Raw genomic sequence first — 17,478 nt, 5'->3', positions numbered from 1 at the left:
GGCAGCGCTACCCGAAAGCCGATCGAGCGAGTCATGGCCCCACGCAGCAACACCCGCGAACGTATCCTGCAAGCCAGCCTGGAGCTGTTCAACGCCCAGGGCGAGCGCAGCGTCACCACCAACCACATCGCCGCGCACCTGGGCATATCGCCGGGCAACCTGTACTACCACTTCGCCAACAAGCAGGTGATCATCGCCGAGCTGTTCGCCCGTTACGAAGGCCAGGTCGATGCCTTCCTGCGCCTGCCCGAGGGGCGCCGGCTGACGGTGGAGGACAAGACCTTCTACCTGGAGGCGCTGCTGGCCGCCATGTGGCACTACCGGTTCCTGCATCGCGACCTCGAACACCTGCTGGACAGCGATCCCGACCTGGCGGCGCGCTACCGGTTGTTCGCCGCCCGTTGCCTGCACAGCGCCCAGGGGATTTACCAGGGCTTCGTCGATGCCGGCATCCTGCGCATGGATGCCGCGCAGATCGAGGCGCTGACCCTCAACAGCTGGATCATCATGACCTCCTGGGTACGCTTTCTCGGCACCACCCGCGGCGACCCGGGCGATCTCAGCCAGGAACTGCTGCGCCGCGGCATCTACCAGGTGCTGGCGCTGGAAGGCGGCTATATCGCCCCGGAGGCGCAGGAGGCGGTCAAGGCGCTGTACCGCAAGCTCTACGTGCCGCTGGACGAGGTGCTCGCCGAGCGCTGACCGCTAGGGGGCGCCGACAATGGGGCGACTGCCGCCTGATCCAGCAGCCACTGCGGAATGCGCCGCTCCAGGTAATAGCCCGGGCGGTGCGGCGGGCCGTCGATAAAGCCGACGTGGCCGCCCTTGGCGTGCAGTTCGAATTCGGTGCCTGAGGAAAGCTCGCTCGCATCCGGCAGGCTGTGGGGAAAGATGAAGGGATCGTCGGCGGCCTGGACGATCAAAGTCGGTACGCGAATGGCACCGAGGAAGTAGCGGCTGGAGGCGCGCCGGTAGTAATCCTGGGCATCCTGGTAGCCGTGCAGCGGCGCGGTGATGCGACCGTCGAAATCCCAGAAGGTGCGCAAACCTTCCAGCGGGCCGAGCCGGTTGAGCACCGCCAGGCGCTCGGCCAGGTTCTGCTCGCTGAACAGACGTTGCTTGGTCTTCACATAGTCGATCATGGCGCGCATGAAGTGCGCCTGGTAGAAGCGCGACAGGCCGATGCCGATGCGGTCGGCACATTGGTCCAGGCGGAACGGCACGGAGACCGCCACCGCCGCCTGCAGCGGGCAGTGTGCGCCGGTTTCGCCGAGGTACTTCAGCAGCACGTTGCCGCCCAGCGAATAGCCCGCCGCGTAGAGCGGCGCCAGTGGTCGCTGCGCGCGCAGGTGCGCGACCGCTTCGGCGAGATCCTCGCTGGCGCCGGAGTGATAGCCACGGGGCAGCAGGTTCGGTTCGCCGGAGCAGCCGCGCCAGTTCAGCGCCACGCTGGCCCAGCCCCGGGCGGCCAGGGCCTGCTGCAGTCCGAGCACATAGAGCGAACGGGAGCTACCGGTCAGCCCGTGCAGCACCAGTACCAACGGTGTCCGCGCCTCGTGCGGGCCGTACCAGTCGAGATCGAGGAAGTCGCCATCGGTCAGCCACAGCCGCTCGCGGCGCCGCTGCAGCGGCGGCGGCCGACGGCACAGGGCCGACCAAACGGTTTGCAGATGCGCGCCGGGCAACCACCAGGCGGGAGAAAAGGTTGGGTGCATGGCTGAACGCTCGGGACTCTCCGCTTGCTGCGCCGCATGGCGCCGGGCCATCGGGGGCTAGGCGCCCCGTTGCCACAACGCGTAGTACACCTTGCCCGCCTGTTTCTCCCGGTGCAGGCGCCAGTTGTCCGGCAGGCCGAGGGAGGAGGGCGGGGCTTCGCTTTCGGTATAGATCCAGGCGTTCGGCGCCAGCCAGCCCTTCTGTTCCAGCAGCAGGCAGGTCGGGGTCAGCAGGTCGCGCTCGAACGGCGGATCGAGGAACACCACGTCGAAGGCGCTGGCGCTCTGGTGTTCCAGGTAGCGCAGCGCATCGCTCTGCAGCAACTGACCGTTGCCGCAGTTCAGGGTATCCAGATGCCGGCGCAGGTTGGCGATGGCGTCGCCGTTCAGGTCCAGTGCCAGGGCGCGCTCGGCGCCGCGGGACAGCGCTTCGAGGTAGAGCGCGCCGCTGCCGGCGAAGGGGTCGAACACGCTGGCCCCTTCGAGATAGGGCGCCAGCCAGTTGAACAGGGTTTCGCGCACCCGGTCGGGGGTTGGGCGCAGGCCGGGCGCATCGGGAAAGGCGAAGCGTCGCGAGCGCCACTGGCCGCCGATGATGCGCAACTGGCCCTGGCCGCCGTGGGCCTTGCCGGGGCGTGCCGGGCTGGGTTTCACGCTCTTGCCGCGCATCTCAATGCCTCGGCATGTCGAGCGGCTGCTCGGCTGTGCGCTCGGTGGGCGGCGGCAGCGCCTGCTGCTCCACCGTCGGGCCGGCGCTGACGACGACAAAGGCGCCCGGGTCCAGGTGCTTGGCCATCGCCGTCTTGACCTGCTCGGTGCTGAGCGCCTGAATCTGTTCCATGAAGTTCTCCAGGTAGTCCAGCGGCAGGTCGTAGAAACCGATGGAGGCGAGCTGGCCGACGATATCGGCGTTGCTCGCGGTGGTCAGCGGGAAGCTACCGGCCATCTCGCGCTTGGCGTCCTTCAGTTCCTGCTCGGTGGGGCCCTCGGCAAGGTAGTCGCGCAGGATCTCCTGCACCAGGGCCAGGGTGCCTTCGCTCAACGGGGCGCGGGTCTGCAGGCTGATCATGAACGGGCCGGTGGCCTGCATGGGGCTGAAGCCGGAGCTGATGCCGTAGGTCAGGCCGCGCTTCTCGCGCACCTCGGTCATCAGCCGGGTGCCGAAACCGCCACCGCCGAGGATCTGGTTGCCCAGGCTGAGGGCGGCGTAGTCGGGGTCGCCGCGGGCGATGCCGAGCTGGGCGAGCAGCAGGTGGGTCTGCTTGGAGGGGAACTCGATGTGCGTATGGCCGGGCTTGGGCGGCTCCGGTTGGGCGATCTTCGGCAGCGCCGGACCTTGCGGCAGCGCCTCGGATACCTGGGTGGCCATCGCTTCGGCTTCGGCGCGGCTGAGGTCGCCGACGATGGCGATCACCGCGTTGCCGGCGGTGTAGGCGCGGTTATGGAAGGCCCGCAGCTGGTCGACGTCGATGCCCGGCACCGTCTCCTCGTTGCCATCGCTGGAGTGGGCATAGGGATGGTCGCCATAGAGCTGCCGGAACAGGGCCAGGCTGGCCAGTTGGCCGGGGTTCTGCTTGCGGTATTCGAAGCCGGCCATCACCTGGTTCTTGATGCGTGCCAGGGCAAGCTCCGGGAACGTCGGCCGGCCCACCACCTCGGCGAACAGGGCCAGCGCCGGCGCGCGCTTGGCCGGGTCGCTCAGGCTGCGCAGCGAGGCGACCGCCATGTCGCGGTAGGAGCCGTTGCCGAACTCCGCGCCCAGCCCCTCGAAGGCTTCGGCGATGGCGGTGACGTCCTTGCCGGCCACGCCTTCGTTGAGCATGGCATTGGTCAGCATGGCCACGCCGGGCACGCCGTCATCCTGGCTGCTGCCGGCGGCGAAGGTCAGACGCAGGTCGAACATCGGCAGCTCGCGAGCCTCGACGAACAGCACCTTGGCGCCGCCCTCGGTGCGCCAGGTCTGGATGTCCAGGTCGCGGCGGCTGGGCGCATCGCCGTTGAGTTCGGCCAGCGACTCCAGGTGCGGCGCTTCGGTGCTGGGCGCGGCGTCGGGTTGCGGCTTGTGCTGGCGAGCCAACAGGGCCAGCAGCGCGAGCAAAATCAGCAGCCCCAGGCCGAGCAGGCCATAGCGCAGGCCGTTGCGTTCAGTCATGGGGTTTCTCCTCGGGTAGCACGTGGGCGACGCTCAGGCGCGCCGGGGTGAAATAGTGGCGTGCGGCCTCCTGGATGTCCTGCGGAGTGACCGATTCCAGGGCGGCCAGTTCTTCGTCCATCAGTTTCCAGGACAGGCCGACGCTCTCCAGTTTGCCGATGGCGGTGGCCTGGCTGGTGATGGAGTCGCGTTCGTAGACCAGGCCGGCGATCACCTGGGCGCGTACCCGTTCCAGTTCCTCGGCGGACGGCGGCTGGTTCTTCAAGGCGTCGAGTTCGCGCCAGAGCCCGGCTTCGGCATCCGCCAGGGTCTTGCCCTTCTGCACGTTGGGCGAGGCGGACAGCACGAACAGGCTGTCGCCGCGGGTGTAGGCGTCGTACCAGCTGGAGGCGCCGGTCACCAGCTCCTCGCCGCGCTCCAGGCGGGTCGGGATGCGCGCGCTGTAGCCGCCGTCGAGCAGGGCGGAAATCAGCCGCAGGGCATGCACCTGGCGGGCATCCTTGGCAGTGGCCAGCCCCGGCACGTTGAAGCCCATCAGCAGGCTGGGTAGCTGCACCCGCAGGTGCAGGGTCAGGCGTCGCTCGCCCGGCGCATCCAGTTCCAGCGGGCGCTTGGCCGGCGGCACCGGGTGGGCGGCGATGGGGGCGAAGAAGCGCTCGGCGAGGATCTTCACTTCGCTGGCGGCCACATCGCCGACCACCACCAGGGTGGCGTTGTTCGGGGCGTACCAGGCCTGGTACCAGGCGCGCAGGTCTTCGACGGTCATGCGCTGGAGGTCGGCCATCCAGCCAACGGTGGGCGTGCTGTAGCCGCTGGCGGGAAACGCCAGCGCCTTGAAGCGTTCGTAGGCCAGCGCGCTGGGGCGATCATCGGTGCGCAGGCGGCGCTCCTCCTTGATCACCTCGATCTCGCGGGCGAATTCGTCGGCCGGCAGGCGCAGGCTGGCCAGCCGGTCGGCCTCCAGCTCGAAGGCGACGCCCAGGCGGTCGCGAGCCAGCACTTGGTAGTAGGCGGTGTAGTCGTCGCTGGTGAAGGCGTTCTCCTCGGCGCCGAGCTCGCGAAGGATCAGCGAGGCCTCGCCCGGACCGATCTTGCGACTGCCCTTGAACATCATGTGTTCGAGCGCGTGGGACAGGCCGGTCTGGCCCGGCTCCTCATAGCTGGAGCCGACCTTGTACCAAAGCTGGGAAACCACCACCGGGGCGCGGTGGTCCTCGCGCACGATGATTTTGAGGCCATTGTCGAGGGTGAATTCATGGGTGGGTTGCGGTTCGGCGGCCAGGGCCAGCAGCGGAAGGCAAAGGCTGCCAAGCAACAGGCCGGCGACGTGGCGGGCAATCACATTCATCAGTGGATTTGAACCTGTCGAGTGGCCCGCGTGTTCTTAGCGTCGGCGGGCGGGGAGGTGCTAGGATACTCATCCGTTGTGCCGGCGGCCATGCCCGCCGGTGTGTCGCTCCCTTGAGAAAGCCGCCCTCCATGTTTGGTTCCGACGACGACAAGAAGACCCCCGCCGCCGCCGGCGAGAAGAAAGACCTGTTCGGCTGGCTGCGCAAAAAGCCGCAGGAAAAGCCCGCCGAGACGGCCGGCCAGCTGACTGGCGACGCCCCGGCGAGCGACGTGCCGCCGCCGCTCGCCGAACCCGAGCGCGCGGCGGCGCAACCGCCGCTGCCCGCCGCCGAGGAGCCGCTGCCATCCTCCGCGCCCGCTGCGCCGGAGAAGAAGAATCCGTTCGCCTGGCTGGGCATCAAGTCCAGCAGCAACGAGCCGACCACGCCGCCGGCTCAGGTCGAAGCCCTCTCGGCGCCGGCCGTCCCGCCCTCGGCTCCGGTCGAACAAGCTTCGGCCATCGAGCCGGCTGACGCAGCACCGACGCCAACCCAGCCGGCACCCACCCAGGCCGGTGTCGAGCCGGTGGCGGAGGATGAGTCGGCCACGCCGGGATTCCTCGCCCGTTTCAAAGGGGTCGCCAGCCCCGCGGTCGAGGCCCCGGTCGAGCCCCTGGCGCCGACTGCGCCGCTGGCCGCCAAGGACACCCAGGTCAACTTCTTCGCCCGCCTCAAGCAGGGGCTGTCGAAGACCAGCGCCAGCCTCGGCGAGGGCATGGCCAGCCTGTTCCTCGGCAAGAAAGCGATCGACGACGATCTGCTCGATGAATTGGAAACCCGCCTGCTTACCGCCGACGTCGGCGTCGAGGCCACCACCGCGATCATCCAGAGCCTGACCAAGCGCGTCGCGCGCAAGGAACTGGCCGACAGCGGAGCGCTCTATAAGGCCTTGCAGGAAGAGCTGGCGGCGCTGCTCACGCCGGTCGAGCAGCCCCTGGCCATCGACGGCGGCAAGCAGCCGTTCGTGATCCTGGTGGTCGGCGTCAACGGCGCCGGCAAGACCACCACCATCGGCAAGCTGGCGAAGAAGCTGCAGGGCGAGGGCAAGAAGGTCATGCTCGCCGCCGGCGATACCTTCCGCGCGGCGGCCGTCGAGCAGTTGCAGGTCTGGGGCGAGCGCAACCGCATCCCGGTGATCGCCCAGCACACCGGCGCCGATTCCGCTTCGGTGATCTTCGATGCGGTGCAGGCCGCCAAGGCCCGCGGCATCGATGTGCTGATCGCCGATACCGCCGGACGGCTGCACACCAAGGACAACCTGATGGAAGAGCTGAAGAAGGTCCGCCGGGTGATTGGCAAGCTCGATGAAACCGCCCCCCATGAAGTGCTGCTGGTGCTCGACGCCGGTACCGGGCAGAACGCCATCAACCAGGCCAAGCAGTTCAACCAGGCGGTCAGCCTCAGTGGCCTGGCGCTAACCAAACTGGACGGCACCGCCAAGGGCGGGGTGATCTTCGCCCTGGCCAAGCAGTTCAACCTGCCGATCCGCTACATTGGCGTCGGCGAGGGCATCGACGATCTGCGCACCTTCGCCGCTACCGACTTCGTCCAGGCCCTGTTCGCGGAGAAACAGCCGGCATGATTCGCTTCGAGCAGGTCGGCAAGCGCTACCCCAACGGCCATGTCGGGTTGCACGAACTGTCCTTTCATGTGCGCCGGGGCGAATTCCTCTTCGTCACCGGCCACTCCGGCGCCGGCAAGAGCACTTTGCTGCGGCTGATCCTGGCGATGGAGCGGCCGACCACCGGCAAGCTGCTGCTGGCCGGGCAGAACCTCGGGCAGATCACCACCGCGCAGATCCCCTTCCTGCGTCGGCAGATCGGCGTCGTTTTTCAGAATCACCAATTGCTGTTCGATCGCAGTGTGTTCGACAACGTCGCCCTGCCGCTGCAGATCCTCGGCCTGGCCAAGGCTGAAATCGTCAAGCGGGTCGGCGCGGCGCTGGAGCGGGTCAGCCTCGGCGACAAGGCCCAGCAGTTCCCCGGCGACCTCTCCACCGGCCAACAGCAGCGGGTCGGCATCGCCCGCGCGGTGGTGCATCGCCCGGCGCTGCTACTGGCGGACGAGCCCACCGGTAACCTCGACCCGCGCCTGGCGGCGGAAATCATGGGCGTATTCGAGGATATCCATCGCCTGGGCACCACTGTATTGATCGCCAGCCACGACCTGGCGCTGATCGCACGCATGCGCCACCGCATGCTGACCCTGCAGCGTGGCCGCCTGATCGGCGACGGAGAGGCCGCATGAGCGCCACCCGCACGCCGCCGCCCAAGCCCGCCGAGCGGGTTGGCGCTACGCCGAAGAAGGCCCGCACGCCCAGCAGCGGTGAGCCGGATTTCAACAGCCTGTTGCGTGCCTGGTTGGAAAGCCATCGCGCCAGCCTGCTGGACAGCCTGCGTCGGCTGGGCAAACAGCCGGTCGGCAGCTTCTTCACCTGTCTGGTGATGGCCGTCGCTCTCAGCCTGCCGATGGGGCTGTCTTTGCTACTGGGCAACGTCGAGCGGCTCAGCGGCTCCTGGCAGCGCGCCGCGCAGATTTCCCTGTTCCTGCAGCTCGATGCCAGCGACAGCGAGGGCCAGCAGCTGCGTGAGCAGATCGCCGCGATGGACGACGTGGCAGAGGCCGAATGGATCAGCCGCGAGCAGGCCCTTGACGAATTTCAGCAGCAATCCGGGCTGGGCGAGGCACTCAAGGAGCTGCCGGAGAATCCGCTACCCGGGGTGGTGCTGGTCACGCCCAAGAAAGTCGACCGTGCCGGCCTGGAGGCGCTGCGCCTTCGTCTGGCCGAGCTGCCCAAGGTGCAACAGGCGCAGCTGGACCTGCTCTGGGTCGAGCGGCTGACCGCGATCCTCAAGCTCGGCGAGCGCTTCGTCTTTGGCCTGACATTGATCCTGATCATGGCGCTGCTGCTGGTGATCGGGAATACCATACGTCTACACATCGAGAACCGCCGCAGCGAGATCGAAGTCATCAAGTTGGTGGGCGGTACCGATGGCTATGTGCGCCGGCCCTTCCTTTATATGGGCGCGCTCTATGGCTGCGGTGCCGGTCTGCTGGCCTGGCTACTGCTGGCCTTCGGCCTGGACTGGCTGAACGAATCGGTGGTACGCCTGGCCGGGCTCTACGGCAGCGATTTCTCGCTGGGCGGGGTGCCGGGCGACGATGGCCTGTCGCTGGTACTCGGTGCCGTGTTGCTCGGCTACATTGGCGCCTGGCTGGCGGTGGCGCGTCACCTGAGCGAGCTGGCGCCGCGCTGAGCGCCGTCGACGAGCGAGCGGTCTGCCTGGCAAGGTGTAACGAAACTTTTACGCCCCCTTGCAGTCAGATTGCTCGATGCTACACTGCCGCAGCTTTAGTGAATCGGAGGATTCGCATGACCACTTCCCTGCAACCTGTTTATGCCCTGGCCCCCGGTGCGAACCTCGAGGCCTACGTGCATGCGGTGAACGGCATCCCGCTGCTCACCCCCGAGCAGGAGCGCGAACTGGCCGAACGTCTCTTCTACCATCAGGATCTGGAAGCGGCCCGGCAAATGGTGCTCGCGCACCTGCGGTTTGTCGTCCACATCGCTCGCAGCTATTCCGGCTACGGCCTGGCTCAGGCCGACCTTATCCAGGAAGGCAACGTCGGCCTGATGAAGGCCGTCAAGCGCTTCAACCCCGAGATGGGTGTGCGGTTGGTGTCTTTCGCCGTGCACTGGATCAAGGCGGAAATCCACGAGTTCATCCTGCGCAACTGGCGCATCGTCAAGGTGGCCACCACCAAGGCGCAGCGCAAGCTGTTCTTCAACCTGCGCAGCCAGAAGAAGCGCCTGGCCTGGCTGAACAACGACGAAGTGAATCGCGTGGCCGAGAGCCTGGGTGTCGAACCCCATGAAGTGCGCGAGATGGAAAGTCGCCTGACCGGCCAGGACATGGCCTTCGACCCGGCCGCCGAGGCCGATGACGACAGCGCCTTCCAGGCTCCGGCGCACTACCTGGAAGACCATCGCTACGACCCGGCCCGCCAATTGGAGGATGCCGACTGGAGCGACAGTTCCACGGCCAACCTCCATGAGGCCCTGGACGGTCTCGACGAGCGCAGCCGCGATATCCTCTACCAGCGCTGGCTGGCCGAGGAGAAGGCGACCCTGCACGACCTGGCCGCCAAGTACAACGTCTCCGCCGAGCGCATCCGCCAGTTGGAGAAGAACGCCATGAACAAGCTCAAGGGCGTGATCCAGGCGTAACCCCAGTCCCCTCGAAAAAAGCCGCACCCTGTGCGGCTTTTTGCTATCCGAGATTGCCTTTCCTCCTGCTGTCGGAGCCCGCCATGTCGTCGCTGCGCCCCTTGCATTGGATTCTCTTCGTCGTGGTCGGCGTGCTGTTCTTCTCCTGGGGCGTCTGGCTGATGCAGTCCCGCCAGGCCAAACCGCTGCCCTGGTTGCTGCACTGGGACCAGCGCCTGCTGCAGCCGCTGGCAGACGATCGGCTGGATCTGCAAACCCTGCACGCGGCTGCGGACGGCGAGCTCTGGCTGCAGGCGCGGCTGGATCGACCGCACCTGTTGTACCGCGCCGAGGTGTCCGGCGGGCACGTGGAAGCCGAGCTGGGCCTGACCCCGCAGCAACGCGACAGCCTGGCGGCGGCCGTCGGTGCCAAGCCGGGTGCCGGAGACCAGCCGCTCGGTCGGCAGATGATCGGGGATCTGGGCCGGCAACCCATCGCCTCGATTGCGCTGAAACCTGCCGAACCGCTGGAGGGCGAGCGCCTGGTCGCAAGCTTCGGGGCGCCGAAACTACGCCTGGAACTGGCCGAAGGCCAAGCCTGGATGTACCCGCAACGGGGGCTTACCGCGCATGTGCAGGGCGACGAGGTACACCTGCTGCACGTCGTGCCGCGTAGCGCCCTGCGCCTGCCTTGAAGCGGCGCGCCTTCAAAGCCAGCTCGGCCACCACTGCGGATACTCGGGTTTCAGGCGGTTCAGGTAGTGGCTGCCGCCAAGCTGGTAGATCTGCTGGCGTACCCGCGCGGCCTCGCGATTGATGTAGGCGCTGGGATGGCCGGCGCTCCATTCCCGTGGGTTGGGCAGGGTGGCGGCGAGCAGGCTGGCCTGCTGGCGCGACAGATAGGCGGCGCCGACGCCGAAGTGATGACGGGCGGCGGCTTCGGCGCCGAAGATGCCATCACCCCATTCGGCGCTGTTCAGGTAAACCTCCAGGATGCGCTCCTTACTCCAGAACAGCTCGATCAGCACGGTGAACCAGCTTTCCAGCCCCTTGCGCAGCCAACTGCGGTCGGACCAGAGGAACAGGTTCTTCGCCACCTGCTGGCTCAGCGTGCTGGCGCCCCGCAGCGAACCGCCCCGCGCATTGTGGGCCAGCGCGGCACGAATGGCCGGCAGGTCGAAGCCCCAGTGCTCGTCGAAGCGCTGGTCCTCATGGGCGATCACCGCCATTTTCAGGTGGTCCGGCAGTTGGCTCCAGGGGCGCCATTCGCGCTTCAATTCCAGCGACTTGCCTTCGCGCCAGGCTTCGACCTTGCGTTCCACCATCAGGGCGCTGCCCGGTGGCGGCAGCCAACGCAGCGCCAGCACCAGCAGGGCCGAGGCGAGGAGGAGGTAGAGCAGGCCCCTGAACAGGCGGCGAAACAGGGATCGAAGCATGTCTGGCTTGGCCGGTGCTATTGAGCGGGCCATTATAGCGGCCGCCTTTCGACTATTTGGAGCTTACCCATGGCGCGTGGCTTTCTCCTGCTGGCCGCCTTTTTCGGCTTCACCGGCGTCGCCCTTGGCGCGTTTGCCGCCCATGGGCTGAAGAACCGGCTCGCCGCCGACTACCTGGCGGTGTTCCAGACCGGCGCGCACTACCAGCTGATCCACGCACTGGCGCTGTTCGGTGTCGCGCTGCTGGCATTGCATGCGCCGAGTCGCCTGCTGAATGCCGCCGGCGGGCTGTTCACCCTGGGCATCGTGCTGTTTTCCGGCAGCCTGTATGCGCTGACCCTGAGCGGCGTTGGCAAGTTGGGCATGATCACGCCGTTGGGCGGCACGGCGTTTCTTGCCGGTTGGCTGTGTCTGGCTTTGGCCGCTTGGAGGCTGTGACGGTTCCCTAAGGGCTTTTTTTGACCCGCGCGTCAGAAAATGAAGACGAATGACCGCCTTATGCCTTGGTGCGCCGTCGCGATCGGGCTAGAATGCCGACCCCTTCCAAGGTTGTGACCGCTGCGCATGCGCATACAGTTGAATGGCGAATCGCTGGAGCTGCCCGACGGCCAGACCGTCGCGGACCTGCTCGCACGCCTGGATCTGGGTGGGCGTCGCGTCGCGGTCGAGCTCAACCTGGACATCGTGCCGCGTAGCCAGCATGCCGCCACCGCGCTGCGCGACGGCGACCGGGTGGAAGTGGTGCACGCCATCGGTGGTGGTTAACCCGCACGAGGAATCCCCATGAGCCAAGTTCGCAGCGACAAGCCCTTCACCCTGGCCGGTCGTACCTACCAGTCGCGCCTGTTGGTCGGCACTGGCAAGTACAAGGATCTCGACGAGACCCGCGAGGCCATCGAAGCCTCCGGCGCGGAAATCGTCACCGTCGCGGTGCGCCGCACCAACATCGGCCAGAATCCGGGCGAGCCGAACCTGCTCGACGTGATCAGCCCCGAGCGCTACACCATCCTGCCGAACACCGCCGGTTGCTATACCGCCGAGGATGCGGTGCGCACCTGCCGTCTGGCCCGCGAGCTGCTGGACGGCCACAAGCTGGTCAAGCTGGAGGTGCTGGCCGACCAGAAGACCCTGTTCCCCAATGTCATCGAAACCCTCAAGGCCGCCGAGGTGCTGGTCAAGGACGGCTTCGACGTGATGGTCTACACCAGCGACGACCCGATCATCGCCCGCCAACTGGCCGAGATCGGCTGCATCGCGGTGATGCCGCTGGCCGGGCTGATCGGCACCGGCCTTGGCATCTGCAACCCGTACAACCTGCGCATCATCCTCGAAGAGGCAACCGTGCCGGTGCTGGTCGATGCCGGCGTGGGCACCGCGTCCGATGCGACCATTGCCATGGAACTGGGCTGCGAGGCAGTGCTGATGAACAGCGCCATCGCCCACGCCCAGGACCCGGTGATGATGGCCCGCGCCATGAAGCACGCCATCGAGGCCGGCCGCCTGGCCTACCTGGCCGGACGCATGCCGAAGAAACTCTATGCCAGTGCCTCTTCCCCCCTGGAAGGCCTGATCCTGTAAACCGCCATTCGCCGAGTTGATCATGGTTGAAGAGCTCACCCCCGAGCAGAACACTGCCGCCCGCCCGCTGCGTGCCATCAAGAGCTTCGTTATGCGGGCCGGGCGCACCACGCTCGGCCAGCAACGCGCACTGGAGCAGGGTTGGCCGCTGTTCGGCCTGGAACTGGCCGATGGTCCGCGAGATTTCGACCAGGTCTTCGGGCGCAGCGCGCCGCGCACCTTCGAGATCGGCTTCGGCATGGGCCAGTCCCTGCTGGAAATGGCCGTTGCTGCGCCGGAGCAGGATTTCATCGGCGTCGAGGTGCACAAGCCCGGCGTCGGTGCTCTGCTCAGCGGACTGCTGAGCCAGGAATTGCGCAACGTGCGGGTGTACAGCTGCGATGCGCTGGACGTATTGCGCGACTGCGTGGCCGATGCCAGCCTGGATCGCGTGCTGCTGTTCTTTCCCGACCCCTGGCATAAAAAGCGTCATCACAAGCGGCGTATCGTGCAGCCGGCATTCGCCGAACTGGTGCGCCGCAAGCTCAAGGTCGGCGGTGTGTTGCACATGGCCACCGACTGGCAGCCCTATGCCGAGTACATGGCCGAGGTGCTCAGCGCCGCGCCGGGCTATCGCAACCTCGCCGAGGGCGGCGACTTCGTCGAGCGCCCGCCGGAAAGGCCGATCACCAAGTTCGAACGCCGTGGCGAGCGCCTCGGGCATGGCGTCTGGGACCTCAAGTTCCAGCGCATCGAGTGACCCGTGGCGGCATGCCTGTGCCGTCGCCGTTCAGCGGACCAGGGGTCGATAGAGCCCCGTCCGGAATTGAAGTTGCATGGCCGCCTGGCGGCCGCAGGGACGATCAATAGACCGGGACCACCCGGCGTCAGGATGGCTTCCTCACCTCACGCAGACGGCAACAACCCAAGCGCGGCCTACACTGACCGTGCGCATAAAAAATGCAGTGCGCCCACTCGCTGCAAGGAGAATGCTGTGTTGAGAAGCTTCGCAACTCTGATCCTGATGACGATTGCCTGGCAGGTTCATGCCCAGGTCGACGCGGCCCAGGCGGCTCGCCTCGGCCAGGACCTGACGCCGCTTGGCGGCGAACGCGCCGGCAATGCCGCTGGCACCATTCCCGCCTGGGACGGTGGCCTGAGCAGGCCCCCGGCCGGTTACCAGCCGGGCATGCACCACCCCGATCCCTATGCCGGCGAGGCGGCGCAGTACGTGGTCAACGGCGGCAACGTCGAGCAGTACAAGACGGTGTTGCCGCAGGGCCTGCAGACGCTGCTCAAGCTGTATCCGGACTACCAGGTGCGGGTCTTCCCCACTCATCGCAGTGCCAGCGCGCCGCAGCGCATCTATGACGCCACGCGCTTCAACGCCACCCATGCCGAGCTGATTTCCGGCGGCAACGGCGTGTCTGGCGTAGCGGCCGGTATTCCCTTCCCGCTGCCGAAGACCGGCCAGGAAGTGATCTGGAACCACATCATGCGCTACCGCGGCGAGCAGTTTCATGCCGTCACCAACCAGGCGGCGGTGCTCGCCAGCGGCGGCTACAACCTGCTCAAGCTGGAGCGCGACATCTACTTCGTCTATGGTCGTGACGGCATGAGCCCGCAGGATCTGGACAACACCCTGTTCTATTACAAGTACCGCGTGGTTGCGCCCTCCAAGCTGGCCGGCTCGGCGCTCGTGGTGCAGGAAACCCTCGACCAGGTGCTGGCGATCCGCAAGGCCTGGCGCTTCAACCGTGGCGAACGCCGAGTCCGGCGCCTGCCAATGCTGGCCTACGACAGCCTGCAACCGGACACCAACGGCCTGGCCACCGCCGACGTGGTCGACGCCTACAACGGTGCGCCGGACCGCTATGAGTGGCAGTTGATCGGCAAGCAGGAAATGCTGGTGCCGTACAACAGCTACCCGGTGCACCAGAAGGGCATTCCCTACGAGAAGATCCTCCAGGACAAGACTGTCAACCCGGACCTGCTGCGCTACGAGCTGCACCGCGTGTGGGTGGTCGAGGCGAAGCTGCGCATCGGCTTCAGCCACCTGTACGCCAAGCGGCGCTTCTATGTCGACGAAGACAGCTGGCAGATCCTTGCCGTCGACCTGTATGACGATAAGGGCGAGCTGAGCGGCCTGCAGGAGATCCATCCGATCAACTACTACGACGTGCCGATGGTCAGCAGTACCCTGGAAACCCTCTACGACTTCAAGGGCGGCCGCTACTTCGTCGACGGCATGGACAACAACGAGCCCATGTACGATTTCGACGCCAACCTCAACCCTCGGGACTTCACACCCCAGGCGTTGCGCCGCGAAGGCAACTGAGTCGAAAGAAGCCGCCCCGAGGGGCGGCTTTGTCGTCAAGGGCAGGTGATCGGCGAGCCGCCGCGACATGATCAGGGGCGGGTGAATTCAGTCACCTGGGCGAATGAATGACTTTCTCGTCGGAGCCACGCTCAGCAGCCTGGCTGCCCTAGTTGCGGTCGGCGATCACGCCAATGAGGAAGAACACCAGCAACAGCACCGGAGCCAGGGTGAAGTTGTTGAAGTGGCCGAGGCCCTTGGCGACCCAGGGGGTGAGAAAGACGATCGCCAGGCCGTAGCCCACGGCGCAGACCAGTACGAAGATCAGTGTGCGCAGGAAGAAGTTGAACTGGCTGATGCTACGTTGCACCCAGGCGTTGAGGTGTGGGCCGAACAGCACGAACAGCGTGGCCATGATGGCCAGGGAAATGTCGTACAGGTGGCTGCGGCTCCAGCGGGAAACGGTGGCGATCAGGTCCAGTACCAGATCCATGGGCGGTCCTCGGGCTCAGGGTAGGAAGAGTTGAAGAAGGTCGTTGAGGAAGAGCTGGCCCTTGGCGGTGGCCGCCAGGCGCGACGGGTCGGCGAGCAGCAGTCCGCGGGCTTCGGCTTCGCTGCGGCCGTCCGCCAGGGTGGCTAGCGGCAGGGCGGTGCGCTGGGTGAACAGCTCGGCCGGCACGCCATCGCTCAGGCGCAGGGCGTTCATCAGGAACTCGAAGGGCAGTTCGGTCGCCTCCAGCGCGCGCGTTCCGGCGCGGAACGGTTTGGCTGGGTCGAGGTAATCCTTGGGCAAGCGGGTCTTCCAGGTGCGCTGGATACGTCCGTCGGCCTCGCTCAGCTTGCCATGGGCGCCAGCGCCGATGCCGATGAAGTCGCCGAAGGTCCAGTAGTTCAGGTTGTGCCGTGCCCGCCGTCCGGGCAGGGCGTAGGCGGAGACCTCATACTGGGCATAGCCCTGTTCGGCCAGCAGGGCTTGCCCCGCCTCCTGGATATCCCAGAGCACGTCGTCCTCCGGCAGCACCGGTGGCTGGCTCCAGAACACCGTGTTCGGCTCCAGGGTCAGTTGGTACCAGGATAGATGGGTCGGCGCCAGGGCGATGGCCTGGCGCAGGTCGGCAAGGGCGTCGTGCAAGCTCTGCCCCGGCAGGCCGTGCATCAGGTCCAGGTTGAAGTTGTCGAAGCCGGAATCGCGCGCCATGTCTGCCGCGCGCAGCGCCTCGGCACCGTCATGGATGCGGCCGAGGGCCTTGAGTTGCTGCTCCTGAAAACTCTGTATGCCGATCGACAGGCGGTTGATGCCGAGCGTGCGGTAATCACGAAACTTGGCCTGCTCGAAGGTGCCGGGGTTGGCTTCGAGGGTGATCTCGATGTCGGCCGCGAACGGCAGGCGGCGCTCGACGCCTTCCAACAGGCGGCCGAGGGCCTGGGCGGAAAACAGGCTGGGCGTGCCGCCGCCGAAGAAGATCGAGGTCAGCTCGCGGCCCTGGGCCTGCGGCAGGTCGCCATCGAGGTCGGCGAGCAGGGCGTCGACATAGGCGGCTTCCGGCAACTGCGGCCCGGCAGCGTGGGAGTTGAAGTCGCAGTACGGGCACTTTTTCACGCACCAGGGAATGTGCACGTAGAGCGCCAGGGGCGGCAGCTCTAAGCCGCCGTGGCGCCTGGCGACGTCGGCCTTGTCATCAGGGCTCATAGCCCCAACCGCTGCCTGAGCAGTGCAATCGCCTTGGCGCGGTGGCTCAGTCGGTTCTTGGTCGCGGCCGGCAACTGGGCGCTAGAGCACTCGCACTCCGGTACCCAGAACAGCGGGTCGTAGCCGAAGCCATGTTCGCCGCGCGGTGCGTCGAGGATGCGCCCGTGCCAGAGTCCTTCGCAGAGGATCGGCAGCGGGTCGTCGGCATGCCGGACCAGCGCCAGGGCGCAGACGAACTGGGCGCCGCGCTGTTCCTCGGGCACCTCGCGCAGGGCCTGCAGCAGCTTGGCGTTGTTCGCCGCATCGCCCTGGCCGTCGGCGTAGCGTGCCGAATAGATGCCGGGCGCGCCGCCGAGGGCATCGACCGCCAGCCCCGAGTCGTCGGCCAGTGCCGGCAAGCCGGATACCCGTGCGGCATGGCGCGCCTTGAGAATGGCGTTCTCGACGAAGGACAGACCGGTTTCTTCCGGCTCCACGTCGCTGAACTCGCCGATCGAACATAGCTGCACGGCGTCGCCGAGCATGGCCTGCAGTTCCTTGAGCTTGCCGGGGTTGTGGCTGGCCAGCACCAGTTGCTTGAGCGGCATCATTCTTCGGGGAAAAACTCCTGATTGAATTCGAAGCTGTGGGGCGGGCTGCCGGCGGTCTGTACCTGCACGTTGAACCGCAGGGTCTCGCGCCCCTCGAAGGGGAACTGTGCGAGGTAGTAGATGGCCTCGCCTTCCTTCACCTGTTTGAACTGCAGTTGATGGACCTGGCCGAGCAGGTTCTTCACCTGTCCGCTGACCTGGGCGGCGACCGGCTGCCCGGCCTTGCGCGCGGCAATGTTCAGCACGCCGAGGGTCTTGCTGCGCGCCAGGTTCGCGGCGGCGGCGATGTCCGGCTGGAGGAAACCGGAGTTGAACGCACTGTAGTGCACATCCAGGTCGCCGAAGCTTTGCTTGCGCTCGGCGGCGGCAGGCAGGGCCAGGCAAAGAGCGAGGAAGAAAAGCGCTAGACGGGACATGTGTGGCTCC

Annotated in this window: 20 protein-coding genes; 11 read left to right on the top strand and 9 right to left on the bottom strand. The window is 66.7% G+C overall.

Annotated features, from left to right (window positions below):
• The first annotated feature begins 33 nt into the window (after positions 1–33).
• Positions 34–702, top strand: a complete 669-nt coding sequence (locus tag ACWKV7_RS16540) for a TetR/AcrR family transcriptional regulator (protein WP_483858786.1) — start codon at positions 34–36, stop codon at positions 700–702.
• Here the strand turns inward: ACWKV7_RS16540 and ACWKV7_RS16535 are convergent.
• From ACWKV7_RS16535 to ACWKV7_RS16520, 4 genes are read right to left on the bottom strand one after another with little or no spacing between them, the layout of a single operon-like run.
• Positions 666–1,715: a hydrolase gene (locus ACWKV7_RS16535; protein WP_483858785.1), complete on the bottom strand. Its 1,050-nt coding sequence runs from the start codon at positions 1,713–1,715 to the stop codon at positions 666–668. The two genes, ACWKV7_RS16540 and ACWKV7_RS16535, sit on opposite strands and share 37 nt — an antisense overlap.
• Positions 1,716–1,772: 57 nt before the next feature.
• Positions 1,773–2,384, bottom strand: coding sequence for a 16S rRNA (guanine(966)-N(2))-methyltransferase RsmD (gene rsmD, locus ACWKV7_RS16530; protein ID WP_483858784.1), 612 nt, complete (start codon positions 2,382–2,384; stop codon positions 1,773–1,775).
• 1 nt (position 2,385) lies between these two features.
• Positions 2,386–3,867, bottom strand: a complete 1,482-nt coding sequence (locus ACWKV7_RS16525) for a M16 family metallopeptidase (protein WP_483858783.1) — start codon at positions 3,865–3,867, stop codon at positions 2,386–2,388.
• Positions 3,860–5,215 carry a M16 family metallopeptidase gene (locus ACWKV7_RS16520; RefSeq protein WP_483858782.1) on the bottom strand — a complete coding sequence of 452 codons (1,356 nt, stop codon included), beginning with the start codon at positions 5,213–5,215 and terminating at the stop codon, positions 3,860–3,862. Before ACWKV7_RS16520 ends, ACWKV7_RS16525 begins: the two co-directional genes overlap by 8 nt.
• Before the next feature lie 131 nt (positions 5,216–5,346).
• On the opposite strand from ACWKV7_RS16520, the gene ftsY reads away from it, so the two are divergent.
• The 5 genes from ftsY to ACWKV7_RS16495 all read left to right on the top strand — a co-directional run bounded on the left by ftsY (position 5,347) and on the right by ACWKV7_RS16495 (position 10,157).
• Entirely contained in the window at positions 5,347–6,837 is a 1,491-nt protein-coding gene (ftsY, locus tag ACWKV7_RS16515) for a signal recognition particle-docking protein FtsY (RefSeq protein ID WP_483858781.1), read from the top strand.
• Entirely contained in the window at positions 6,834–7,502 is a 669-nt protein-coding gene (gene ftsE, locus ACWKV7_RS16510; RefSeq protein WP_483858780.1) for a cell division ATP-binding protein FtsE, read from the top strand. Before ftsY ends, ftsE begins: the two co-directional genes overlap by 4 nt.
• Positions 7,499–8,512 carry a permease-like cell division protein FtsX gene (ftsX, locus tag ACWKV7_RS16505; protein WP_483858779.1) on the top strand — a complete coding sequence of 338 codons (1,014 nt, stop codon included), beginning with the start codon at positions 7,499–7,501 and terminating at the stop codon, positions 8,510–8,512. Before ftsE ends, ftsX begins: the two co-directional genes overlap by 4 nt.
• A gap of 116 nt (positions 8,513–8,628) precedes the next feature.
• Positions 8,629–9,483, top strand: coding sequence for an RNA polymerase sigma factor RpoH (gene rpoH / locus ACWKV7_RS16500; RefSeq protein ID WP_483858778.1), 855 nt, complete (start codon positions 8,629–8,631; stop codon positions 9,481–9,483).
• Positions 9,484–9,566: 83 nt separating this feature from the next.
• On the top strand, positions 9,567–10,157 hold the full coding sequence (locus tag ACWKV7_RS16495; RefSeq protein WP_483858777.1) for a hypothetical protein: 591 nt from the start codon (positions 9,567–9,569) through the stop codon (positions 10,155–10,157).
• A gap of 12 nt (positions 10,158–10,169) precedes the next feature.
• Here the strand turns inward: ACWKV7_RS16495 and mtgA are convergent, their stop codons facing one another.
• Positions 10,170–10,898: a monofunctional biosynthetic peptidoglycan transglycosylase gene (gene mtgA / locus ACWKV7_RS16490; RefSeq protein WP_483858776.1), complete on the bottom strand. Its 729-nt coding sequence runs from the start codon at positions 10,896–10,898 to the stop codon at positions 10,170–10,172.
• A 69-nt stretch (positions 10,899–10,967) separates the two neighbouring features.
• On the opposite strand from mtgA, the gene ACWKV7_RS16485 reads away from it, so the two are divergent.
• The 5 genes from ACWKV7_RS16485 to ACWKV7_RS16465 all read left to right on the top strand — a co-directional run bounded on the left by ACWKV7_RS16485 (position 10,968) and on the right by ACWKV7_RS16465 (position 14,793).
• Entirely contained in the window at positions 10,968–11,336 is a 369-nt protein-coding gene (locus ACWKV7_RS16485; protein ID WP_483858775.1) for a DUF423 domain-containing protein, read from the top strand.
• Positions 11,337–11,462: 126 nt separating this feature from the next.
• Positions 11,463–11,663 carry a sulfur carrier protein ThiS gene (gene thiS / locus ACWKV7_RS16480; protein WP_483858774.1) on the top strand — a complete coding sequence of 67 codons (201 nt, stop codon included), beginning with the start codon at positions 11,463–11,465 and terminating at the stop codon, positions 11,661–11,663.
• A gap of 18 nt (positions 11,664–11,681) precedes the next feature.
• Positions 11,682–12,476: a thiazole synthase gene (locus tag ACWKV7_RS16475; protein ID WP_483858773.1), complete on the top strand. Its 795-nt coding sequence runs from the start codon at positions 11,682–11,684 to the stop codon at positions 12,474–12,476.
• A gap of 22 nt (positions 12,477–12,498) precedes the next feature.
• A complete protein-coding gene (gene trmB, locus ACWKV7_RS16470; RefSeq protein WP_487249222.1) occupies positions 12,499–13,215 on the top strand; it encodes a tRNA (guanosine(46)-N7)-methyltransferase TrmB in 717 nt (238 codons plus the stop codon).
• A 264-nt stretch (positions 13,216–13,479) separates the two neighbouring features.
• On the top strand, positions 13,480–14,793 hold the full coding sequence (locus ACWKV7_RS16465; RefSeq protein ID WP_483858805.1) for a DUF1329 domain-containing protein: 1,314 nt from the start codon (positions 13,480–13,482) through the stop codon (positions 14,791–14,793).
• Between the two features lie 148 nt (positions 14,794–14,941).
• Here ACWKV7_RS16465 and ACWKV7_RS16460 read toward each other — a convergent pair whose 3' ends face one another.
• From ACWKV7_RS16460 to ACWKV7_RS16445, 4 genes are read right to left on the bottom strand one after another with little or no spacing between them, the layout of a single operon-like run.
• Positions 14,942–15,265 carry a DUF3392 domain-containing protein gene (locus ACWKV7_RS16460; protein WP_483858772.1) on the bottom strand — a complete coding sequence of 108 codons (324 nt, stop codon included), beginning with the start codon at positions 15,263–15,265 and terminating at the stop codon, positions 14,942–14,944.
• A gap of 15 nt (positions 15,266–15,280) precedes the next feature.
• A complete protein-coding gene (hemW, locus tag ACWKV7_RS16455; protein WP_483858771.1) occupies positions 15,281–16,462 on the bottom strand; it encodes a radical SAM family heme chaperone HemW in 1,182 nt (393 codons plus the stop codon).
• The gene (gene rdgB / locus ACWKV7_RS16450) at positions 16,459–17,052 is read right to left on the bottom strand and encodes an RdgB/HAM1 family non-canonical purine NTP pyrophosphatase (protein WP_483858770.1); all 594 of its coding nucleotides are present in this window, start codon (positions 17,050–17,052) and stop codon (positions 16,459–16,461) included. Before rdgB ends, hemW begins: the two co-directional genes overlap by 4 nt.
• The gene (locus ACWKV7_RS16445) at positions 17,049–17,468 is read right to left on the bottom strand and encodes a DUF4426 domain-containing protein (RefSeq protein ID WP_483858769.1); all 420 of its coding nucleotides are present in this window, start codon (positions 17,466–17,468) and stop codon (positions 17,049–17,051) included. The genes rdgB and ACWKV7_RS16445 overlap by 4 nt, the downstream gene beginning before the upstream one ends.
• Between the last annotated feature and the right edge of the window lie 10 nt (positions 17,469–17,478).

The sequence above is a fragment of the Zestomonas ipomoeae genome (assembly GCF_057128665.1).
This window is presented reverse-complemented; position numbering and strand designations above follow the sequence as displayed.

Excerpts from the sequence above, each read along its gene's own strand:
- ACWKV7_RS16460 (WP_483858772.1), bottom strand. The coding sequence starts at position 15,265 with ATGGATCTGGTACTGGACCTGATCGCCACCGTTTCCCGCTGGAGCCGC.
- rsmD (WP_483858784.1), bottom strand. The coding sequence starts at position 2,384 with ATGCGCGGCAAGAGCGTGAAACCCAGCCCGGCACGCCCCGGCAAGGCC.
- ACWKV7_RS16535 (WP_483858785.1), bottom strand. The coding sequence starts at position 1,715 with ATGCACCCAACCTTTTCTCCCGCCTGGTGGTTGCCCGGCGCGCATCTG.
- ACWKV7_RS16465 (WP_483858805.1), top strand. The coding sequence starts at position 13,480 with ATGACGATTGCCTGGCAGGTTCATGCCCAGGTCGACGCGGCCCAGGCG.
- ftsX (WP_483858779.1), top strand. The coding sequence starts at position 7,499 with ATGAGCGCCACCCGCACGCCGCCGCCCAAGCCCGCCGAGCGGGTTGGC.
- trmB (WP_487249222.1), top strand. The coding sequence starts at position 12,499 with ATGGTTGAAGAGCTCACCCCCGAGCAGAACACTGCCGCCCGCCCGCTG.
- ACWKV7_RS16540 (WP_483858786.1), top strand. The coding sequence starts at position 34 with ATGGCCCCACGCAGCAACACCCGCGAACGTATCCTGCAAGCCAGCCTG.
- ACWKV7_RS16485 (WP_483858775.1), top strand. The coding sequence starts at position 10,968 with ATGGCGCGTGGCTTTCTCCTGCTGGCCGCCTTTTTCGGCTTCACCGGC.
- ACWKV7_RS16495 (WP_483858777.1), top strand. The coding sequence starts at position 9,567 with ATGTCGTCGCTGCGCCCCTTGCATTGGATTCTCTTCGTCGTGGTCGGC.
- ftsY (WP_483858781.1), top strand. The coding sequence starts at position 5,347 with ATGTTTGGTTCCGACGACGACAAGAAGACCCCCGCCGCCGCCGGCGAG.
- ACWKV7_RS16520 (WP_483858782.1), bottom strand. The coding sequence starts at position 5,215 with ATGAATGTGATTGCCCGCCACGTCGCCGGCCTGTTGCTTGGCAGCCTT.
- ACWKV7_RS16525 (WP_483858783.1), bottom strand. The coding sequence starts at position 3,867 with ATGACTGAACGCAACGGCCTGCGCTATGGCCTGCTCGGCCTGGGGCTG.
- thiS (WP_483858774.1), top strand. The coding sequence starts at position 11,463 with ATGCGCATACAGTTGAATGGCGAATCGCTGGAGCTGCCCGACGGCCAG.
- ACWKV7_RS16475 (WP_483858773.1), top strand. The coding sequence starts at position 11,682 with ATGAGCCAAGTTCGCAGCGACAAGCCCTTCACCCTGGCCGGTCGTACC.
- mtgA (WP_483858776.1), bottom strand. The coding sequence starts at position 10,898 with ATGCTTCGATCCCTGTTTCGCCGCCTGTTCAGGGGCCTGCTCTACCTC.
- hemW (WP_483858771.1), bottom strand. The coding sequence starts at position 16,462 with ATGAGCCCTGATGACAAGGCCGACGTCGCCAGGCGCCACGGCGGCTTA.
- ACWKV7_RS16445 (WP_483858769.1), bottom strand. The coding sequence starts at position 17,468 with ATGTCCCGTCTAGCGCTTTTCTTCCTCGCTCTTTGCCTGGCCCTGCCT.
- ftsE (WP_483858780.1), top strand. The coding sequence starts at position 6,834 with ATGATTCGCTTCGAGCAGGTCGGCAAGCGCTACCCCAACGGCCATGTC.
- rpoH (WP_483858778.1), top strand. The coding sequence starts at position 8,629 with ATGACCACTTCCCTGCAACCTGTTTATGCCCTGGCCCCCGGTGCGAAC.
- rdgB (WP_483858770.1), bottom strand. The coding sequence starts at position 17,052 with ATGATGCCGCTCAAGCAACTGGTGCTGGCCAGCCACAACCCCGGCAAG.